Raw genomic sequence first — 18,169 nt, 5'->3', positions numbered from 1 at the left:
CAACATGATTGGTTTGAACACCGCGGCCGTCTACGTGCTGCAAACCCTCGGCAGCCTGTACCTGTTGATCGTGCTGTTGCGCTTCGTGCTGCAACTGGTGCGTGCGAACTTCTACAACCCGCTCTGCCAGTTCATCGTGAAGGCCACCCAGCCGCTGCTCAAGCCGTTGCGCCGGGTGATCCCGAGCCTGTTCGGCCTGGACATGTCGTCGCTGGTCCTGGCGATCCTGGTACAGCTGGCCTTGATGGCGCTGACCCTGTTGCTGACCTACGGCACCACCGGTAATTTCCTCCAGTTGCTGGTCTGGGCCATCATCGGCGTGACCGCGCTGTTCCTGAAGATCTTCTTCTTCGCCCTGATCATCAGCGTGATCCTGTCCTGGGTCGCACCGGGCAGCCACAACCCTGGCGCCGAGCTGGTGAACCAGATCTGCGAACCGGCCCTGGCGCCATTCCGCCGCCTGCTGCCGAACCTGGGCGGCCTGGATATTTCGCCGATCCTGGCGTTCATGGTGCTCAAATTGCTGGACATGCTGGTAATCAACAACCTGGCGGCCATGACCGGAATGCCAGAAATCCTGCGACTGCTGATCTAACGATCGGCGCGATAACGTGTGGGAGCTGGCTTGCCTGCGACAGCGATGTATCAGTCAACGGATTGGCTGACTGGCACGCCGCTATCACAGGCAAGCCAGCTCCCACATTTTGTATCTGCATATTGAATTCAATCCTGGCCGGCCTTTGCTTGCCGCTGGGTGCAGCGGTCTTTAGACTTACGCCTCATTTAAACGAGAGCAGGGTCGATGCCAACTGCCTTCCCCCCCGATTCTGTTGGACTGGTCGTGCCCCAAGTGGCGCACTTCAGCGAACCGCTGGCCCTGGCCTGCGGGCGTGCGCTGCCTGCCTATGACTTGATCTATGAAACCTACGGCCAACTGAACGCCACGGCGAGCAACGCCGTGCTGATCTGCCACGCCTTGTCCGGCCATCATCACGCCGCCGGTTTCCATTCGGTCGACGAGCGCAAGCCCGGCTGGTGGGACAGTTGCATCGGCCCCGGCAAGCCCATCGACACCAACAAGTTCTTCGTGGTCAGCCTGAACAACCTCGGCGGCTGCAACGGTTCCACCGGCCCTAGCAGTATCAATCCGGAAACCGGCAAGCCGTTCGGCGCCGATTTCCCGGTACTGACCGTGGAAGACTGGGTGCACAGCCAGGCCCGCCTCGCCGACCTGCTCGGCATCAACCAGTGGGCCGCCGTGATCGGTGGCAGCCTGGGCGGCATGCAGGCGCTGCAATGGACCATCACCTACCCGGATCGCGTGCGCCATTGCCTGGCCATCGCCTCGGCCCCCAAGTTGTCGGCGCAGAACATCGCCTTCAACGAAGTGGCGCGCCAGGCGATCCTGACCGACCCGGAGTTCCACGGCGGTTCGTTCCAGGAAGCCGGTGTGATTCCCAAGCGCGGCCTGATGCTGGCGCGGATGGTCGGGCATATCACCTACCTGTCCGATGACTCCATGGGCGAGAAATTCGGCCGTGGCCTCAAGAGCGAGAAGCTCAACTACGACTTCCACAGCGTCGAGTTCCAAGTGGAAAGCTACCTGCGTTATCAGGGCGAGGAGTTCTCCGGGCGTTTCGACGCCAACACCTACCTGCTGATGACCAAGGCGTTGGACTACTTCGACCCGGCGGCCAACTTTGATGACGACCTGGCGAAAACCTTCGAAGGCGCCACCGCCAAGTTCTGCGTGATGTCGTTCACCACCGACTGGCGCTTCTCGCCGGCCCGCTCCCGCGAGCTGGTGGATGCGCTGATGGCCGCGCGCAAGGACGTCTGCTACCTGGAAATCAATGCGCCGCAAGGCCACGACGCCTTCCTGATTCCGATCCCGCGTTATTTGCAGGCGTTCGGCAATTACATGAACCGGATTACTGTGTGAGAACGCCATGAGAGCCGACCTGGAAATCATCCAAGAATGGATCCCCGCCGGCAGCCGCGTGCTCGACCTGGGCTGCGGCGATGGCGAACTGCTGAGCTGGCTGCGCGACAACAAGCAAGTCACCGGCTACGGCCTGGAAAACGACCCGGACAACATCGCCCAGTGCGTGGCCAAGGGCATCAACGTAATCGAGCAGGACCTGGACAAGGGCCTCGGCAACTTTGCCAGCAACAGCTTCGACATCGTGGTGATGACCCAGGCCCTGCAGGCGGTGCACTATCCGGACCGGATCCTCGACGAAATGCTGCGCGTCGGCCGCCAGTGCATCATCACCTTCCCCAACTTCGGCCACTGGCGCTGCCGCTGGTACCTGGCCACCAAGGGCCGCATGCCGGTGTCGGATTTCCTGCCCTACACCTGGTACAACACGCCGAACATCCACTTCTGCACCTTCGAAGACTTCGAAGCCTTGTGTGGCGAGCGTGAAGCCAAGGTGATCAACCGCCTTGCCGTCGATCAACAGCACCGCCACGGCTGGGCGAGTAAGCTATGGCCCAACTTGTTGGGTGAAATTGGTATTTACCGGGTCAGCAGTCCTGGCCTGACCGACCACAAGATTGCCGTCTAATCATCTTCAAGAGGGACGCTCATGAGTCGTTTGGCTATTTTTCTATTGACCGCCTGCCTGGGCGCCAGCGCCATGGCCGCGGACGCTATAGACGCTAACCGCAAGAAAGACTTCGGTGATATCACCGTGCACTACAACACCTTCACCTCCAGCTTCCTGCAACCGGAAACCGCCCAGGCTGTGGGCGTGGTACGCAGCAAGGAAAAGGGCTTGATCAACGTGACCGTGATCAAGGGCGTGACCCCGGTGGCCGCGCAGGTCACAGGCACCATCAAGGACCTGGGCGGCAAGAGCGAGATCCTTACCTTCAAGCAAATCAACGAAAAAGGCGGCGTCAACTATCTCGCGCCCTACTCCGTGACCCAGCGGGAATACAAGACGTTTACCATCAACGTTGAAACCGGCGGCAAAGCCCATAGCTTCCAATTCAACCAAGAACTGTTCCCGGCCGAATGATGAACCTTACTCAACTCGTACTGGCCAGCCATAACGCCGGCAAACTCAAAGAGCTGCAGGCGATGCTCGGCGACGCCGTGCAACTGCGCTCCATTGGCGAATTCAGCCAGGTGGAGCCGGAAGAGACCGGCTTGTCCTTCGTCGAGAACGCCATCCTCAAGGCACGCAACGCTGCACGCATTTCCGGCCTGCCGGCGCTGGCGGATGACTCGGGCCTGGCGGTGGACTTCCTCGGCGGCGCCCCTGGCATCTACTCGGCGCGTTATGCCGACGGCAAGGGCGACGCCGCCAACAACGCCAAATTGCTGGATGCGCTCAAGGACGTGCCGGACGCCGAGCGTGGCGCGCAGTTCGTCTGTGTGCTGGCTTTGGTGCGCCACGCCGATGACCCGCTGCCTATCCTGTGCGAAGGCCTGTGGCACGGGCGCATCCTGCATGCGGCCAGCGGTGAACAGGGTTTTGGTTATGACCCGCTGTTCTGGGTGCCGGAGCGCAATGTCTCCAGCGCCGAACTGAGCCCGGCCGACAAGAACCAGATCAGCCACCGTGCTCGCGCAATGGATTTGCTGCGCCAACGCCTGAGCCTGAAATGACCCAGAACACCTCTGCGCAGCCGCTGATCCACGGCGGCGCGCAAACACCTCGGGCGGCCTTGCCGGTACTGCCGCCCCTGTCGCTGTATATCCACATTCCGTGGTGCGTGCGCAAATGCCCTTATTGCGACTTCAACTCCCACACCGCCAGTAAAGTGCTGCCGGAAGAAGAGTATGTGGACGCACTGCTGGCCGACCTCGATCAGGACCTGCACGCCGTGTACGGTCGCGAGCTGAGTTCGATCTTCTTTGGCGGCGGTACGCCAAGCCTGTTCAGCGCCGCCGCATTGGGCCGCCTGCTCAAGGGTGTGCAAGCGCGTATCCCGTTTGCCAGTGATATCGAAATCACCCTGGAAGCCAACCCAGGGACGTTCGAGCAAGAAAAGTTCGTGGCCTATCGCACGCTGGGGATCAACCGCCTGTCCATTGGCATCCAGAGCTTCCAGCAGGAAAAACTCCAGGCCCTCGGCCGCATCCACAATGGCGACGAAGCCGTGCGCGCCGCCGGCATGGCGCGTCAGGCCGGATTCGACAACTTCAACCTGGACCTGATGCACGGTTTGCCCGATCAGTCCCTGGACGACGCCCTGAGCGACCTGCGCCAGGCAGTCGCGCTGAGGCCGACGCACCTGTCCTGGTATCAACTGACCCTGGAGCCCAACACCGTATTCTGGAACCAGCCGCCTGCGCTGCCGGAAGACGACACATTGTGGGACATCCAGGAGGCCGGCCAGGCGCTGCTCGCCGAACACGGTTACGCGCAATATGAAGTGTCGGCCTACGCACAACCGGGTCGCCCGGCGCGGCACAACCTGAATTACTGGAGCTTCGGCGACTTTATCGGCATCGGCGCCGGTGCCCACGGCAAGCTTAGCCACCCCGACGGGCGCATCGTGCGCACCTGGAAGACCCGAGCACCGAAGGACTACCTCAACCCGGCCAAAAGCTTCCAGGCCGGCGCGAAAGAACTGACCAACGAAGAACTGCCGTTCGAATTCCTGATGAACGCCTTGCGCCTCACCGACGGCGTCGAGGCCAAGCTCTACGCCGAGCGTACCGGCCTGGAGCTGGCCAGCCTGGATGAAGGCCGTCGCGAGGCAGAACAAAGTGGCTTAATGCAGGTCGAACCGTCACGCCTGGCGGCGACCGACCGTGGGCAACTCTTTCTCAATGACCTGTTGCAGAAGTTTTTGAGCTGATCGCTCTTAAGGAAATCGAATGGATTTGGTACTCGACCTGCTCGCCACCGTATCCCGCTGGAGCCGTAGCAACCTGTCGGAAATCTCCCTGGCCCTTGTGGGCTGCCTGCTGGTGCTGTTTGGCGCCGATATCAAGGGTTGGGTGGAAGCGCGTTTGGGCAGCGTCGCAGGCGCATTGCGCGTCCCGTTAATGGCGTTGCTGTGCATGATCGGCAGCGGCGCGGCGCTGATCTACGCCACGCCGTGGATTGTGCGGGGGTTGAGCCAGTTCAATAACTACAGCCTGGCGCCGGTGTTGGTGGTGGTGCTGGTGTTGATTGGCGTAGTCGCTGACCGCCGCTGACCTCCGCTACAACACAGAAGCAAATGTGAGAGCGGGCTTGCTCGCGAATACGGTGGATCAGTCGACATTTTCAGTGACTGACACACCGCATTCGCGAGCAAGCCCGCTCCCACATTGTTGACTGCATTCCAAGCGAGTGGCCTGTCAGTCAACCTTTTCGAATTTCAGATCCCACACCCCATGCCCCAACCGCTCGCCGCGGCGTTCGAACTTGGTGATCGGGCGCTCAGCCGGGCGTGGCACGCATTTGCCGTCTTCGGCGATGTTGCGGTAGCCAGGGGCGACGTTCATCACTTCCAGCATGTATTCCGCGTAGGGTTCCCAGTCGGTGGCCATGTGCAGAATGCCGCCGACCTTGAGCTTGCTGCGTACCAGCTCCGCGAAGGAGGCCTGGACGATACGGCGCTTGTGGTGACGGGCTTTGTGCCATGGGTCGGGGAAGAACAGCATCAGGCGGTCGAGGCTGTTGTCGGCGATGCAGCGGTTGAGCACTTCGATCGCGTCGCAGTCGTAGACCCGCAAGTTAGTCAGGCCTTGGGTCAGCACGCCGTTGAGCAGCGCGCCAACACCTGGACGGTGCACTTCCACACCAATGAAGTCCTGGTCCGGCGCAGCGGCGGCCATTTCCAGCAGGGAGTGGCCCATGCCGAAGCCGATTTCCAGGGAACGCGGGGCCGAACGGCCGAACACCTGATCGTAGTCCACCGGCGCGTCGGCCAGGGGCAACACGTACAGCGGCGCACCTTGCTCCAGGCCTTTTTGCTGGCCTTCGGTCATGCGACCAGCACGCATCACAAAACTCTTGATGCGGCGGTGCTTGGACTCGTCACCGGTTTCCAGGGTGTTCGGCGTTTCGTTTGATTCAGTCATCAATGGCTCTTACTTGATCAGACCATCCAGCGGCGAGGAGGCGCTGGCGTAGAGTTTTTTCGGCATGCGACCGGCGAGGTAGGCCAGGCGGCCCGCGACGATGGCGTGATTCATGGCTTCGGCCATCATGACCGGTTGCTGGGCATGGGCGATGGCGGAGTTCATCAGCACCGCGTCGCAGCCCAGTTCCATGGCGATGGTTGCGTCGGAGGCCGTGCCCACGCCCGCATCCACCAGCACCGGGATCTTGGCTTCTTCGAGGATGATCTGCAGGTTGTAGGGATTGCAGATACCCAGGCCCGAGCCGATCAGACCGGCCAGCGGCATCACGGCAATGCAGCCGATTTCCGCCAACTGGCGCGCGATGATGGGGTCATCGCTGGTGTAGACCATCACGTCGAAACCTTCCTTGACCAGGGTTTCAGCGGCCTTGAGGGTTTCGATGACGTTGGGGAACAGGGTTTTCTGGTCGGCCAGCACTTCCAGCTTCACCAGGTTGTGGCCGTCGAGCAGCTCTCGGGCCAGGCGACAGGTGCGCACGGCTTCGATGGCGTCGTAGCAACCGGCGGTGTTCGGCAAAAAGGTGTAGCGATCCGGCGACAGCACTTCGAGCAGGTTTGGCTCGCCTTCGATCTGGCCGAGGTTGGTGCGGCGCACGGCGAAGGTCACGATCTCGGCGCCCGAGGCTTCGATGGCCAGACGGGTTTCTTCCATGTCGCGGTACTTGCCGGTGCCGACCAGCAGACGGGACTGGTAGGTACGACCGGCCAGGACGAAAGGCTTGTCGCTACGAACGATGCTCATGGGAAATCCTCGAAATGGGGTGAGGTTCTGCAGAATTCAGGAAGCTGCGCGATTAGCCGCCGCCGATGGCGTGGACCACTTCGACCTGGTCACCCTCGGTGAGCGCAGTGTCGGCGTGCAGGCTACGCGGGACGATATCCAGGTTGAGTTCCACTGCGACGCGACGCCCGGTCAGGTCCAGGCGGGTCAGCAGGGCCGCAACGGTTTCGCCGTCGGGCAGTTCAAAGGATTCGCCGTTCAACTGAATGCGCATGCCACGGGCCGCCATCGTTTTAAGGGGCCCGCATTCTAGCCCGATTGGGGTTGCTGGCCCAAGCCCCTTGGTCAGGCGGCCTGTAGACGCCACGCTGCCAAACCGAGGAAAAACCAGCCCAGCAGGAAGGCCAGCCCGCCAAACGGGGTGATGATCCCGAGTTTGCTGATTCCGGTCAGGGTCAGCACGTACAGGCTGCCGGAGAACAGCAGGATGCCAAGGGTAAACGAGATGCCTGCCCAGCTGACCAATCGGCCAGGAATATGTGCCGCCAGCAACGCCACGCCGAACAATGCCAGGGTGTGCACCAACTGGTAGGTCACGCCGGTGTGGAAGATCGCCAGGTACTCGGCGCTCAGGCGGTTTTTCAGGCCATGGGCGGCGAACGCGCCGAGAGCGACACCCGTGAAGCCGAAAAAGGCAGCCAACATCAGAAAGCCACGCAACATGAGGAACTCCAGTCAGACTCAAAGGGCCGGGTCTGTATAATGGCCCGCTCAACGGGTTCGGCCAAGCCATCTCTATGCTGCGTCTCCTTTTCAAACGCTTTCTCAACGTCGTGAAATGGTTTGCCATCGGCAGTGTGCTGCTGGTGCTGCTGTTTCGTGTCGTCCCGCCGCCCTTCACCGCGCTGATGGTAGAGCGCAAGGTCGAATCCTGGTTCGACGGCGAGCCCATTGACCTGCAGCGCAGCTGGGTGCCGTGGGATGAGATCTCCGATGACCTCAAAGTGGCGGTGATGGCCGGTGAAGACCAGCGTTTCCCGCAGCATTGGGGTTTTGATTTCGGCGCGATCCAGGCGGCCATCCTGCACAACGAGCGCGGTGGCTCGATCCGCGGCGCCAGTACGTTGAGCCAGCAGGTGTCGAAGAACCTGTTCCTGTGGGCCGGCCGCAGTTATCTGCGCAAAGGGCTGGAAGCCTGGTTTACCGGGTTGATCGAGGTGTTGTGGCCCAAGCAACGGATCCTTGAGGTCTACCTCAACAGCGTTGAATGGGATGAAGGGGTGTTTGGTGCGGAAGCGGCTGCACGGCATCACTTTGGGGTCAGCGCCAAGGGTCTTTCACGGCAGCAGGCCAGCTATCTGGCTGCCGTATTGCCTAACCCGCGGGTCTGGAGTGCCAGTCATCCGACGGCGTATGTGGCAAGGCGCGCGGCGTGGATTCGGCAGCAGATGAGCCAGTTGGGTGGGGATGGATATCTGGTTGAGTTGAATAACGCCCGCAAGGCCCCTTGGTCCGACTGACCCAACCTCTCTCGCCAGGGCTCGACAGCTGTTACGGTCAGTAAATAGATGCAAACAAAAATGCCCCGATCTTTTGATCGGGGCATTTTTTTGGCTTTTCGCAGCGTTTTAGGCGGCGATCGACAACTTCAGCTTGTTCATCGCGCTTTTCTCAAGCTGACGAATCCGCTCGGCCGACACGTTGTACTTCTGCGCCAGGTCGTGCAGCGTGGCTTTTTCTTCCGCCAGCCAACGCTGGTAGAGGATGTCACGGCTGCGGTCGTCCAGCACTTCCAGCGCTTCGTGCAGGTTGTGATTGGAGTTGTCGCTCCAGTCGGCGTCTTCCAGTTGACGCGCCGGGTCGTACCGGTGGTCTTCCAGGTAGTTGGCCGGCGATTGGAAGGCGCTGTCGTCGTCCGCTTCGGCGGCCGGGTCGAAGGCCATGTCATGGCCGGTCAGGCGGCTTTCCATCTCACGCACTTCACGGGGTTCCACACCGAGGCTTTCGGCCACGCGGTGGACTTCCTCGTTGTTCAGCCACGCCAGACGTTTCTTCTGGCTGCGCAGATTGAAGAACAGCTTGCGCTGGGCCTTGGTGGTCGCGACTTTCACAATGCGCCAGTTGCGCAGGATGAACTCGTGGATTTCCGCCTTGATCCAGTGCACAGCAAACGACACCAGACGCACACCCATTTCAGGGTTGAAACGTTTCACGGCCTTCATCAGGCCGACGTTGCCTTCCTGGATCAGGTCAGCCTGGGCCAGGCCGTAGCCACTGTAGCTACGGGCGATATGTACGACAAAACGCAGGTGGGCGAGCACCATCTGCCGAGCCGCCCCCAAATCCTGCTCATAGTAGAGACTCTCGGCCAGTTCACGCTCCTGCTCAGGCGTCAGCAATGGAATGCTGTTGACCGTGTGCACGTAGGCTTCCAGGTTCGCACCCGGGACCAAGGCATAGGCAGGTTGCAAAGAAGTGGTCATACGAAAAAACCTCCGACTCACATAACTCGTGCAGTGAAGCACTGCGAAAATTGACCGGGAACCGTAGGACAAGTTCCCTAAACCACCAATACGGTCAATACAAACGAAACCACATTAATCTGACATTAACTACTTCGGTGCCAACTCGCGTAAATGACGAGCGACCGCAATCCACGCACCGATATACCCCAACAATACCGCGCCAAGCAAGAGACTCAGACCATCGGCTACCGGCACACCGGCCAGTGCGAAATCACTGCCGTAGAGTCCGGCAAGCCCGACAACCGCGTCGTTCAGCCAGTCCAGGCCAAATGCCAGCACGCACCAGGACAAAATCCCGGCGCCGAAGCCATAAAGCGCGCCCATGTACAGAAAAGGACGACGCACATAGCTGTCCGTGCCGCCGACCAGTTTAATCACTTCTATCTCGGTGCGACGGTTTTCAATATGAAGACGAATGGTATTACCTATCACCAAAAGTAATGCAGACACCAACAGCACCGTCAGGCCGAACACAAAGCGGTCGCCCAGCTTGAGGATGGCCGCCAGGCGCTCTACCCAGACTAGATCAAGTTGCGCCTGTTGCACCTTGGGCATCTCTGCGAGTTTTTGTCGCAGGGCTTCCAGCGCCGGCTTGTCGACTTCATTCGGCGTTACCAGCACCACACCCGGCAGCGGGTTCTGCGGCAGCTCCTTGAGCGCCTCGCCCAGGCCGGATTGTTGCTGGAACTCCTCAAGGGCCTGATCGCGGCTGATGTACTCGGCATCCGCCACGCCTGGAATGTTCTTGATGTCGTCGCGCAACGCTTCGCCATCTTTGGCGCTGGCATCGATGTTCAGGTACAGGGAAATCTGCGCTGCGCGCTGCCATGAACCGCCCAGGCGCTCCACATTATTGAGCAGCAGCGACAGGCCCATCGGCAGGCTCAGGGCCACCGCCATTACCAGGCAGGTGAAAAAGCTGCCGATCGGCTGCTTGCCCAGGCGGCGCAGACTGTCGACCAGGCTGGCGCGATGGCTTTCGATCCAGGCGCGCAGCAAGGTGCTGAAGTCCGGGCCGTCATCGTCGTGATCGTGTTTTTTCTTCGGCGGTTGCGGGTCGGCCGGTTTCGGCGCCACGCGCTCGGAAACTTTAGGGCTGCGTGTCGCACTCATACGCCGGCCTCCCCGTCACCGATCAAGCGGCCGCGTTGCAAGGTGAGCATGCGATGGCGCATGCGCGCGATCAGCGCCAGGTCGTGACTGGCGATCAGCACGCTGGTGCCCAGGCGGTTGATGTCTTCGAACACGCCCATGATCTCGGCCGCCAGGCGCGGGTCGAGGTTACCGGTGGGTTCGTCCGCCAGCAGCAGGGCCGGGCGGTGGACGATGGCGCGGGCGATGCCGACGCGCTGTTGCTGGCCGGTGGACAGGTCGCCAGGGTAGAGATCGGTTTTGTCCGACAGCGCCACGCGCTCCAGGGCCGAATCCACACGTTTGACGATCTCGGCCTTGGACAGCCCGAGGATCTGCAACGGCAGTGCCACGTTGTTGAACACGGTGCGATCGAACAGCAATTGGTGATTCTGGAACACCACGCCGATCTGGCGGCGCAGGAACGGAATCTGTGCATTGCTGATGGTGGCCAAGTCCTGGCCCGCCAGCAGCAACTTGCCGGTGGTCGGGCGTTCCATGGCCAGCAGCAGGCGCAACAAGGTACTTTTGCCGGCGCCTGAGTGGCCGGTTACAAACAGAAACTCGCCGCGACGCACCCGAAAGCTCAGCTCATGCAAGCCCACATGCCCGTTGGCATAGCGTTTACCGACCTGCTCGAATCGAATCATGAACGCTCCCGCTCGGCAAACAGTGCCTGTACAAAGGGTTCGGCTTCAAAGGTGCGCAGGTCGTCGATGCCTTCACCGACACCGATATAACGAATCGGCAACCCGAACTGTTTGGCCAGGGCGAAGATCACGCCGCCCTTGGCTGTGCCGTCGAGCTTAGTCAATGCCAGGCCGGTCAGTTGTACCGTCTGGTTGAATTGTTTGGCCTGGCTGATGGCGTTCTGGCCGGTGCCCGCGTCAAGCACCAACAGCACCTCATGCGGCGCGTCTGCATCCAGCTTGCCGATCACGCGGCGGACCTTTTTCAGTTCTTCCATCAAATTGTCTTTGGTGTGCAGGCGTCCGGCGGTATCGGCGATCAGCACGTCGATGTTACGGGCCTTGGCGGCTTGCACGGCGTCGAAGATCACCGAGGCGGAATCGGCGCCAGTATGCTGGGCGATCACCGGGATCTTGTTGCGCTCGCCCCAGACCTGCAGCTGTTCAACCGCTGCGGCACGGAAGGTGTCGCCCGCCGCCAGCATGACTTTCTTGCCTTCGGACTGCAGTTTTTTGGCCAGCTTGCCAATGGTGGTGGTCTTGCCGGCGCCATTGACGCCGACTACCAGGATTACAAAGGGTTTTTTCGGGGTGATCACCAGCGGTGCTTCCACCGGCTTGAGCATGGCGGCCAACTCAGCCTGCAGGGATTTGTACAGGGCGTCAGCGTCGGTCAGCTGCTTGCGCGCGACCTTCTGGGTGAGGCTCTGGATGATCACGGCGGTGGCTTCTACGCCTACGTCGGCAGTGAGCAGACGGGTTTCGATGTCTTCAAGCAGTTCGTCATCAATGACCTTTTTGCCGAGAAACAGGCTGGCCATGCCTTCGCCGATGCTGGCGCTGGTCTTGCTCAGGCCTTGCTTGAGACGGGCGAAGAAGCCGGTCTTGCTGGTTTCAGCAGGAGCGGCAGGTTCTTCGACAATGACGGGAGCCGCAATCGCTGGCTCGACCGTCACGGGTGCGGGTGCTTCAGCGACAACCGGCTGAGGCTCAATGACTACCGGAATCGGCGGAACCACATGCTCGGCCTGCACATCTTCAACCAGCGCCACGGGCTCTTCCGCTACCGGCAGTTCCGGCCACGGCTTGTGCGCGGGTTCCGGCTCAGGTTCAGGCTCCGCCTCGGCGAGCGGCTGCAGAACCGGCTCAGCCATCGGCAACACCACCGGCGCAGGCGTTTCGGCGACCGGTTCGGCTTCTACTATAGGCTCAGGGACCGGTTCAGTTTGAACCTGTGGCTGTTCGTCGACGGTTTCCTGCGGCTTTTTGCGCAGCCATCCGAACAGGCCTTTTTTCTCGCCAGCCGCAGCTGGGGTCTTCTTGTCGTCGTTGGAACCAAACATGGAGACGGCTATCTCAAGGTAGCGACGCGCCACGGGGCGCGTCGGTAAATAAAATTCGATGCGTAACAGACTGTTTTTTAGCCAGCTCGTTCATGCGCAACATTTTGTAAGGCCAAAATGGGGCCTTAACAGGACAGCCGCAGTGGCCGTCCCTAAGTCGGATCAGTATCCTAGCACCTCCTCGCCCGCCGACGCTAAGACCAAGCGGGCAGCCCAACAGGTTTAAAAACGAATGAATGCTCTAGCCCGCTGCGCCGCAGGCCTGCTGTTCAGCACAGTTTGTCTGCCTCTTTCAGCCTTGGCTGCCGACCCACAACCCACCCATGAATTCACCCTGGATAACGGCCTGAAGGTGGTCGTGCGCGAAGATCATCGCGCGCCTGTGGTGGTTTCCCAGGTCTGGTACAAGGTGGGTTCGAGCTACGAAACCCCGGGCCAGACGGGTTTGTCCCACGCCCTGGAACACATGATGTTCAAAGGCAGCGCCAAGGTCGGCCCTGGCGAAGCCTCGCTGATCCTGCGCGACCTGGGTGCCGAAGAGAACGCCTTCACCAGCGACGACTACACCGCCTACTACCAGGTACTGGCCCGTGACCGCCTGGGCGTCGCCTTCGAGCTGGAAGCCGACCGCATGGCCAGCCTGCGCCTGCCGGCCGACGAATTCAGTCGCGAAATCGAGGTAATCAAGGAGGAGCGCCGCCTGCGCACCGACGATAACCCGATGTCCAAGGCCTACGAGCGTTTCAAGGCCATGGCATTTCCGGCCAGCGGCTACCACACGCCGACCATCGGCTGGATGGCCGACCTGGATCGCATGAAGGTCGAAGAACTGCGCCACTGGTACCAATCCTGGTACGTGCCGAACAATGCCACGTTGGTGGTGGTCGGCGACGTCACCCCGGACGAGGTGAAGAACCTGGCCCAGCGCTACTTCGGCCCGATCCCCAAGCGTGACGTGCCACCGGCCAAGATCCCGATGGAATTGGCCGAGCCTGGCGAGCGCCTGCTGACCATGAAGGTGCAGACCCAACTGCCCAGCGTGATCCTGGGCTTCAACGTGCCAGGCCTGGCCACCGCCGAAGACAAACGCTCGGTACAGGCCCTGCGCCTGATCTCGGCCTTGCTGGACGGCGGCTACAGCGCACGGATCTCCGAACAGTTGGAGCGCGGTGAAGAGCTGGTCTCCGCGGCCTCCACCAACTACGACGCCTACACCCGTGGCGACACCCTGTTCATGTTGACCGCCACCCCCAATCAGCAGAAGAAAAAGACCGTCGCCCAAGCTGAAGCCGGCCTGTGGCGCCTTCTGGAAGAACTGAAGGCCAAGCCTCCGACCGCCGAAGAACTGGAACGTATCCGCGCCCAGGTCATTGCCGGCCTGGTCTACCAACGTGACTCCATTACCAGCCAGGCTACGGCCATTGGCTCCCTGGAGACCGTCGGCCTGTCCTGGAAGCTGATGGACACGGAGCTTGCCGACCTGCAAAGCGTGACCCCGGAAGACATCCAGAAAGCCGCGCGTACCTATTTCATCCGCGAACGTCTCAGCGTCGCCCATGTCTTGCCTCTGGAGACCGCTCATGAGTGATCGCAAAAGCAGCCGCCTGATCTTCCCCGGCCTGATCGTTGTCACCCTGATCGCCGCCAGTGCCGTGTATTTCCTGCGTCCGAGCGACTCCGTCGCCAGCCCCGCGCTGGAAAAAGCCCAATCGAGCAACACGCTGCAATCGCTGGCGGAACTGGACGACAAGGCACCGACCAACCGCAAGCTCGACGTGCAAACCTGGACCACCGCCGAAGGCGCCAAGGTGCTGTTCGTGGAAGCCCATGAACTGCCGATGTTCGACGTGCGCATCCTGTTCGCCGCCGGCAGCAGCCAGGACGGCAACGTGCCAGGCCTGGCGCTGATGACCAACGCCATGCTCAACGAAGGCGTGCCGGGCAAGGATGTAAGCCAGATCGCCCGTGACTTCGAAGGCCTGGGCGCAGATTTTGGCAATGGCGCTTATCGCGACATGGCCCTGGTGTCCCTGCGCAGCCTCAGCGCCAGCGATAAACGTGACGCAGCCCTTACCCTGTTTGACCAGGTAATCGGCAAGCCGACCTTCCCGGCCGACTCTCTGGCGCGGATCAAGAACCAGATCCTCGCCGGCTTCGAGTACCAGAAACAGAACCCCGGCAAGCTGGCGAGCCTTGAGTTGTTCAAGCGGCTGTACGGCGACCACCCTTACGCGCACCCGAGCGAAGGTACGCCGCAGAGCGTTCCGAAGATCACCCTGGCACAGTTGCAGGCGTTTCACGCCAAGGCCTATGCGGCCGGCAACGCAGTGATCGCGGTGGTGGGTGACCTGACCCGCGCCGAGGCCGAAGCCATGACGGGCAAGATTTCCGCCTCGCTGCCTAAAGGCCCGGCGTTGCCGAAAATCGCCCAGCCGACCGACCCCAAGCCGGGTCTGAACCGCATCGAATTCCCCTCCAAGCAGACGCACCTGCTGTTCGCCCAACTGGGTATCGACCGTGCCGACCCGGACTATGCAGCCCTGTCCCTGGGCAACCAGATCCTCGGCGGCGGTGGTTTCGGCACCCGCTTGATGAGCGAAGTGCGCGAGAAACGCGGCCTGACCTACGGTGTGTACTCCGGCTTCTCGCCGATGCAGGTGCGTGGCCCGTTCATGATCAACCTGCAAACCCGTGCAGAAATGAGCGGCGGCACCCTGCGCCTGGTGGAGGACGTGGTAGCCGACTACCTCAAGACCGGCCCGACGCAAAAGGAACTCGATGACGCCAAGCGCGAACTGGCCGGCAGCTTCCCGCTGTCGACTGCGAGCAACGCCGATATCGCCGGGCAGCTGGGTGCCATGGGTTTCTATAACCTGCCGCTGACCTATCTGGAAGATTTCATGAAACAATCCCAGGCCCTGACCGTAGAGCAGGTCAAGGCTGCAATGAACAAACACTTGAGCGCCGACAAGATGGTCATCGTGACCGCCGGCCCGACGATTGCGCAAAAGCCACTACCGCCCCCCACTGACAAAATCGCCGAGCAGCCGCTCGGGGTTCCGGAGCATTAATGGCCAGTTCATCTCGCCCGAAAAAACCCGTCCACAACGTGCATAACGGTGTGGGCCAGCTGCGCATCATTGGCGGCGAATGGCGCAGCCGCAAGCTGAGCTTCCCCGACGTGGTGGGCCTGCGCCCGACGCCGGACCGTGTGCGTGAAACCCTGTTCAACTGGCTCGCGCCGTACATTGCCGGGGCCAAGGTGCTCGACCCCTTCGCCGGCAGCGGCGCGCTGTTCCTGGAGGCACTGTCCCGTGGGGCCGCCCTGGGCCAGGCGCTGGACGCCAGCAACGTGGCGGTCTCCAGCCTCAAGGAACACTTGGGCACGCTGCGCTGCACCACCGGTCAGGTCCAGACCGCCGACGCCCTGCGCTACCTGGAAACCCAGCCGGCCAGCGAATACGACGTGGTATTCCTCGACCCGCCGTTCAACCAGAACCTGCTGCCAACCGTGTGCGCACTGCTGGAAGAACGTCAGTGGCTGGCACCGGATGCGTGGATCTACACTGAAAGCGAGACCGCGCCCTCTACCCTGGGCCTGCCGGCAGCGTGGCGCCTGCACCGGGAACAGAAATCCGGGCGGGTGTACTACGCGCTGTGGCACCGCAGCGCCGCCTGACCTCCGGGCGAGCGAGCTTTTGTGGTGAGCGGGCTTGTCGAATCGTCGCACCGCTCACTACAGAGATCGGCATGAACCCTTGCGCTAACACATTCACCCCCGCCTTCGGCCTCGGCAACCCCCACTTGCAAACGCTGTGGGGGCCGCTGTGGCGCCCCACTACTCATATCGAACGCCAACGCGAACGCCTGTGGCTGGAAGACGGCGACTTCCTCGACCTCGACTGGCATGGCCCCCACGACGCGCAAGCGCCGTTGGTGCTGGTGCTGCACGGGCTGACCGGTTCCTCCAACTCGCCCTACGTGGCCGGCCTGCAGAAAGCCCTGGCCGCGCAAGGCTGGGCCAGCGCTGCATTGAATTGGCGTGGTTGTTCGGGCGAACCGAATCTGTTGGCGCGCAGCTATCACTCGGGTGCCAGCGAAGACCTGGCGGCGGCGATTGCCCATCTGCGGGCCAAACGGCCGTTGGCGCCGTTGTACGCCGTGGGTTATTCACTGGGCGGCAATGTGCTGCTCAAGCATCTGGGCGAAACCGGCTCGGCATCAGGGCTGCAAGGCGCGGCGGCGGTGTCGGTGCCGTTTCGTCTGGACCAGTGTGCGGATCGCATCGGCCTGGGCTTTTCGCGGGTTTATCAAAAGCATTTCATGCGTGAAATGCTGGCGTATATCCGCGTCAAGCAGAGCCGTTTCCTGCTGGACGGCCGGACAGACGGGCTCAAGGCATTGGAAGACCTGGGCCCACTGGAAAAGATGCGCACGTTCTGGGATTTCGACGGCCGGGTCACCGCGCCTCTGCACGGGTTTTTGAGTGCCGAGGACTATTACCGCCGTGCATCGAGCCGCTATTACCTGGGCGATATCCGCACCCCAAGCCTGATCATCCAGGCCGCCGATGACCCCTTTGTGTTCGCCCACAGCCTACCTGAAGCGAGCGAACTGTCGGCGTGCACGGAGTTTGAGCTGCTGGCCAAGGGTGGGCATGTCGGATTTGTCGATGGCACCCTGAAACGCCCGGGTTACTACCTGGAGCGGCGTATTCCTCAATGGCTGCTGGCACAACACGGTTAACCCTGTGGGCGCTGGCTTGGGTTTACATCTCAACTGACTGAGTCGCCTGTAGCGATTTCGCGCTTTGGATCGGTAATCCATTCGCTCCATGAACCTGCGTACAACTTACCCAACGAGTAACCCGCCAGGCTCAGGGCGAACAGGTTGTGGCACGCCGTCACGCCCGAACCGCAATACGCCACCAGCTCGTCCGGCGAGCGTCCCTGCAATTGGGCAGCGAAGCGCTGCTTGAGCTGTGCAGCCGGCAGGAAGCGGCCGTCGGTGTCCAGGTTTTCATTGAACGCCGCACATTGCGCGCCAGGGATATGCCCTGCGATGGGGTCGATGGGCTCCACGTCACCGCGAAAGCGTGGTTGAGCGCGGGCATCGATCAGTGTCAGTTCCGGCTGGCCCAAGCGTTTTTCCAGCTGTTCGGCGTCCAGCAACAGTCGGTTGTCCGGCGTACCGGCGAATGTCCCAGGCGCCACCAGCGGCGCGTCCAGACTCAGTGGGAAACCTGCGCCGTGCCAGGCCTTGAGGCCGCCATCCAGGATAAACACGCCATCACGCTTACCCAGCCAGGCCAGCAGCCACCAGGCGCGGGCGGCATAGGCGCCGGGGCCGTCGTCATACAACACGATATCGGTGTCAGCGCTGATGCCCCACGCCCGCAATCGCTGAACCAACGTCTCTGCCGCCGGCAATGGATGACGCCCGGTCACGCCCTTGATCACCGTGCCACTGAGGTGTCGGTTCAGGTCGGCGTATTGCGCGCCCTCGATATGCCCTTCGGCATAGCTGCAACGCCCGTAGTCCGGGTCTTCCAGGGCAAAACGGCAATCCAGGATCACCACCGAGGCGGCCTTCTGGCGCTCGGCCAGTTGCTGGGGGCTGATCAATTGGGCAAGCGGCATGACGGACTCCTATGAACAGATTCGGGAA

General features: G+C 61.6%; 21 protein-coding genes. 12 read left to right on the top strand and 9 right to left on the bottom strand.

Annotation, left to right across the window (positions count from 1 at the left end):
* The first annotated feature begins 4 nt into the window (after positions 1 to 4).
* The 7 genes from AB4O08_RS14345 to AB4O08_RS14315 all read left to right on the top strand — a co-directional run bounded on the left by AB4O08_RS14345 (position 5) and on the right by AB4O08_RS14315 (position 5,161).
* Positions 5 to 595, top strand: a complete 591-nt coding sequence (locus AB4O08_RS14345) for a YggT family protein (protein ID WP_010207234.1) — start codon at positions 5 to 7, stop codon at positions 593 to 595.
* A gap of 207 nt (positions 596 to 802) precedes the next feature.
* Entirely contained in the window at positions 803 to 1,942 is a 1,140-nt protein-coding gene (gene metX, locus AB4O08_RS14340; protein WP_045791531.1) for a homoserine O-succinyltransferase MetX, read from the top strand.
* Between the two features lie 7 nt (positions 1,943 to 1,949).
* Positions 1,950 to 2,570, top strand: a complete 621-nt coding sequence (metW, locus tag AB4O08_RS14335) for a methionine biosynthesis protein MetW (protein WP_010207236.1) — start codon at positions 1,950 to 1,952, stop codon at positions 2,568 to 2,570.
* A 21-nt stretch (positions 2,571 to 2,591) separates the two neighbouring features.
* The gene (locus AB4O08_RS14330) at positions 2,592 to 3,026 is read left to right on the top strand and encodes a DUF4426 domain-containing protein (RefSeq protein ID WP_010207238.1); all 435 of its coding nucleotides are present in this window, start codon (positions 2,592 to 2,594) and stop codon (positions 3,024 to 3,026) included.
* Positions 3,023 to 3,619: an RdgB/HAM1 family non-canonical purine NTP pyrophosphatase gene (gene rdgB / locus AB4O08_RS14325; RefSeq protein WP_021492667.1), complete on the top strand. Its 597-nt coding sequence runs from the start codon at positions 3,023 to 3,025 to the stop codon at positions 3,617 to 3,619. Before AB4O08_RS14330 ends, rdgB begins: the two co-directional genes overlap by 4 nt.
* Positions 3,616 to 4,818, top strand: coding sequence for a radical SAM family heme chaperone HemW (gene hemW / locus AB4O08_RS14320; protein WP_010207240.1), 1,203 nt, complete (start codon positions 3,616 to 3,618; stop codon positions 4,816 to 4,818). Before rdgB ends, hemW begins: the two co-directional genes overlap by 4 nt.
* Before the next feature lie 19 nt (positions 4,819 to 4,837).
* Entirely contained in the window at positions 4,838 to 5,161 is a 324-nt protein-coding gene (locus AB4O08_RS14315; RefSeq protein WP_010207241.1) for a DUF3392 domain-containing protein, read from the top strand.
* Positions 5,162 to 5,305: 144 nt separating this feature from the next.
* Here the strand turns inward: AB4O08_RS14315 and trmB are convergent, their stop codons facing one another.
* From trmB to AB4O08_RS14295, 4 genes are all read right to left on the bottom strand, one after another.
* Entirely contained in the window at positions 5,306 to 6,031 is a 726-nt protein-coding gene (trmB, locus tag AB4O08_RS14310; protein ID WP_010207243.1) for a tRNA (guanosine(46)-N7)-methyltransferase TrmB, read from the bottom strand.
* A 9-nt stretch (positions 6,032 to 6,040) separates the two neighbouring features.
* Positions 6,041 to 6,835: a thiazole synthase gene (locus AB4O08_RS14305; protein WP_021492666.1), complete on the bottom strand. Its 795-nt coding sequence runs from the start codon at positions 6,833 to 6,835 to the stop codon at positions 6,041 to 6,043.
* A 52-nt stretch (positions 6,836 to 6,887) separates the two neighbouring features.
* Complete coding sequence (thiS, locus tag AB4O08_RS14300) at positions 6,888 to 7,088, bottom strand: sulfur carrier protein ThiS (RefSeq protein WP_010207247.1); 201 nt, start codon at positions 7,086 to 7,088, stop codon at positions 6,888 to 6,890.
* A 71-nt stretch (positions 7,089 to 7,159) separates the two neighbouring features.
* The gene (locus tag AB4O08_RS14295) at positions 7,160 to 7,537 is read right to left on the bottom strand and encodes a DUF423 domain-containing protein (protein ID WP_010207248.1); all 378 of its coding nucleotides are present in this window, start codon (positions 7,535 to 7,537) and stop codon (positions 7,160 to 7,162) included.
* Positions 7,538 to 7,611: 74 nt separating this feature from the next.
* On the opposite strand from AB4O08_RS14295, the gene mtgA reads away from it, so the two are divergent.
* On the top strand, positions 7,612 to 8,334 hold the full coding sequence (gene mtgA / locus AB4O08_RS14290) for a monofunctional biosynthetic peptidoglycan transglycosylase (RefSeq protein WP_069672935.1): 723 nt from the start codon (positions 7,612 to 7,614) through the stop codon (positions 8,332 to 8,334).
* Positions 8,335 to 8,442: 108 nt separating this feature from the next.
* Here the strand turns inward: mtgA and rpoH are convergent, their stop codons facing one another.
* The 4 genes from rpoH to ftsY all read right to left on the bottom strand — a co-directional run bounded on the left by rpoH (position 8,443) and on the right by ftsY (position 12,502).
* A complete protein-coding gene (gene rpoH, locus AB4O08_RS14285; protein ID WP_003176698.1) occupies positions 8,443 to 9,297 on the bottom strand; it encodes an RNA polymerase sigma factor RpoH in 855 nt (284 codons plus the stop codon).
* A gap of 129 nt (positions 9,298 to 9,426) precedes the next feature.
* Positions 9,427 to 10,452, bottom strand: a complete 1,026-nt coding sequence (gene ftsX, locus AB4O08_RS14280; RefSeq protein WP_010207250.1) for a permease-like cell division protein FtsX — start codon at positions 10,450 to 10,452, stop codon at positions 9,427 to 9,429.
* Entirely contained in the window at positions 10,449 to 11,120 is a 672-nt protein-coding gene (gene ftsE / locus AB4O08_RS14275; protein ID WP_003234627.1) for a cell division ATP-binding protein FtsE, read from the bottom strand. The genes ftsX and ftsE overlap by 4 nt, the downstream gene beginning before the upstream one ends.
* The gene (gene ftsY, locus AB4O08_RS14270; RefSeq protein ID WP_010207253.1) at positions 11,117 to 12,502 is read right to left on the bottom strand and encodes a signal recognition particle-docking protein FtsY; all 1,386 of its coding nucleotides are present in this window, start codon (positions 12,500 to 12,502) and stop codon (positions 11,117 to 11,119) included. The genes ftsE and ftsY overlap by 4 nt, the downstream gene beginning before the upstream one ends.
* Positions 12,503 to 12,734: 232 nt before the next feature.
* On the opposite strand from ftsY, the gene AB4O08_RS14265 reads away from it, so the two are divergent.
* From AB4O08_RS14265 to AB4O08_RS14250, 4 genes are all read left to right on the top strand, one after another.
* The gene (locus AB4O08_RS14265) at positions 12,735 to 14,090 is read left to right on the top strand and encodes a M16 family metallopeptidase (RefSeq protein ID WP_010207255.1); all 1,356 of its coding nucleotides are present in this window, start codon (positions 12,735 to 12,737) and stop codon (positions 14,088 to 14,090) included.
* A complete protein-coding gene (locus AB4O08_RS14260; protein WP_010207257.1) occupies positions 14,083 to 15,573 on the top strand; it encodes a M16 family metallopeptidase in 1,491 nt (496 codons plus the stop codon). The genes AB4O08_RS14265 and AB4O08_RS14260 overlap by 8 nt, the downstream gene beginning before the upstream one ends.
* Entirely contained in the window at positions 15,573 to 16,181 is a 609-nt protein-coding gene (rsmD, locus tag AB4O08_RS14255; protein WP_010207259.1) for a 16S rRNA (guanine(966)-N(2))-methyltransferase RsmD, read from the top strand. Before AB4O08_RS14260 ends, rsmD begins: the two co-directional genes overlap by 1 nt.
* 71 nt (positions 16,182 to 16,252) lie before the next feature.
* Positions 16,253 to 17,248, top strand: a complete 996-nt coding sequence (locus AB4O08_RS14250; protein WP_010207260.1) for a hydrolase — start codon at positions 16,253 to 16,255, stop codon at positions 17,246 to 17,248.
* A gap of 29 nt (positions 17,249 to 17,277) precedes the next feature.
* Here AB4O08_RS14250 and AB4O08_RS14245 read toward each other — a convergent pair whose 3' ends face one another.
* A complete protein-coding gene (locus tag AB4O08_RS14245) occupies positions 17,278 to 18,141 on the bottom strand; it encodes a sulfurtransferase (protein WP_460114189.1) in 864 nt (287 codons plus the stop codon).
* Positions 18,142 to 18,169 lie beyond the last annotated feature (28 nt).

The organism is Pseudomonas sp. H3_E07 (assembly GCF_054668895.1).
Note: the sequence above shows the minus strand (reverse complement) of the source record. Positions and strands in the feature narration are given on the sequence as shown.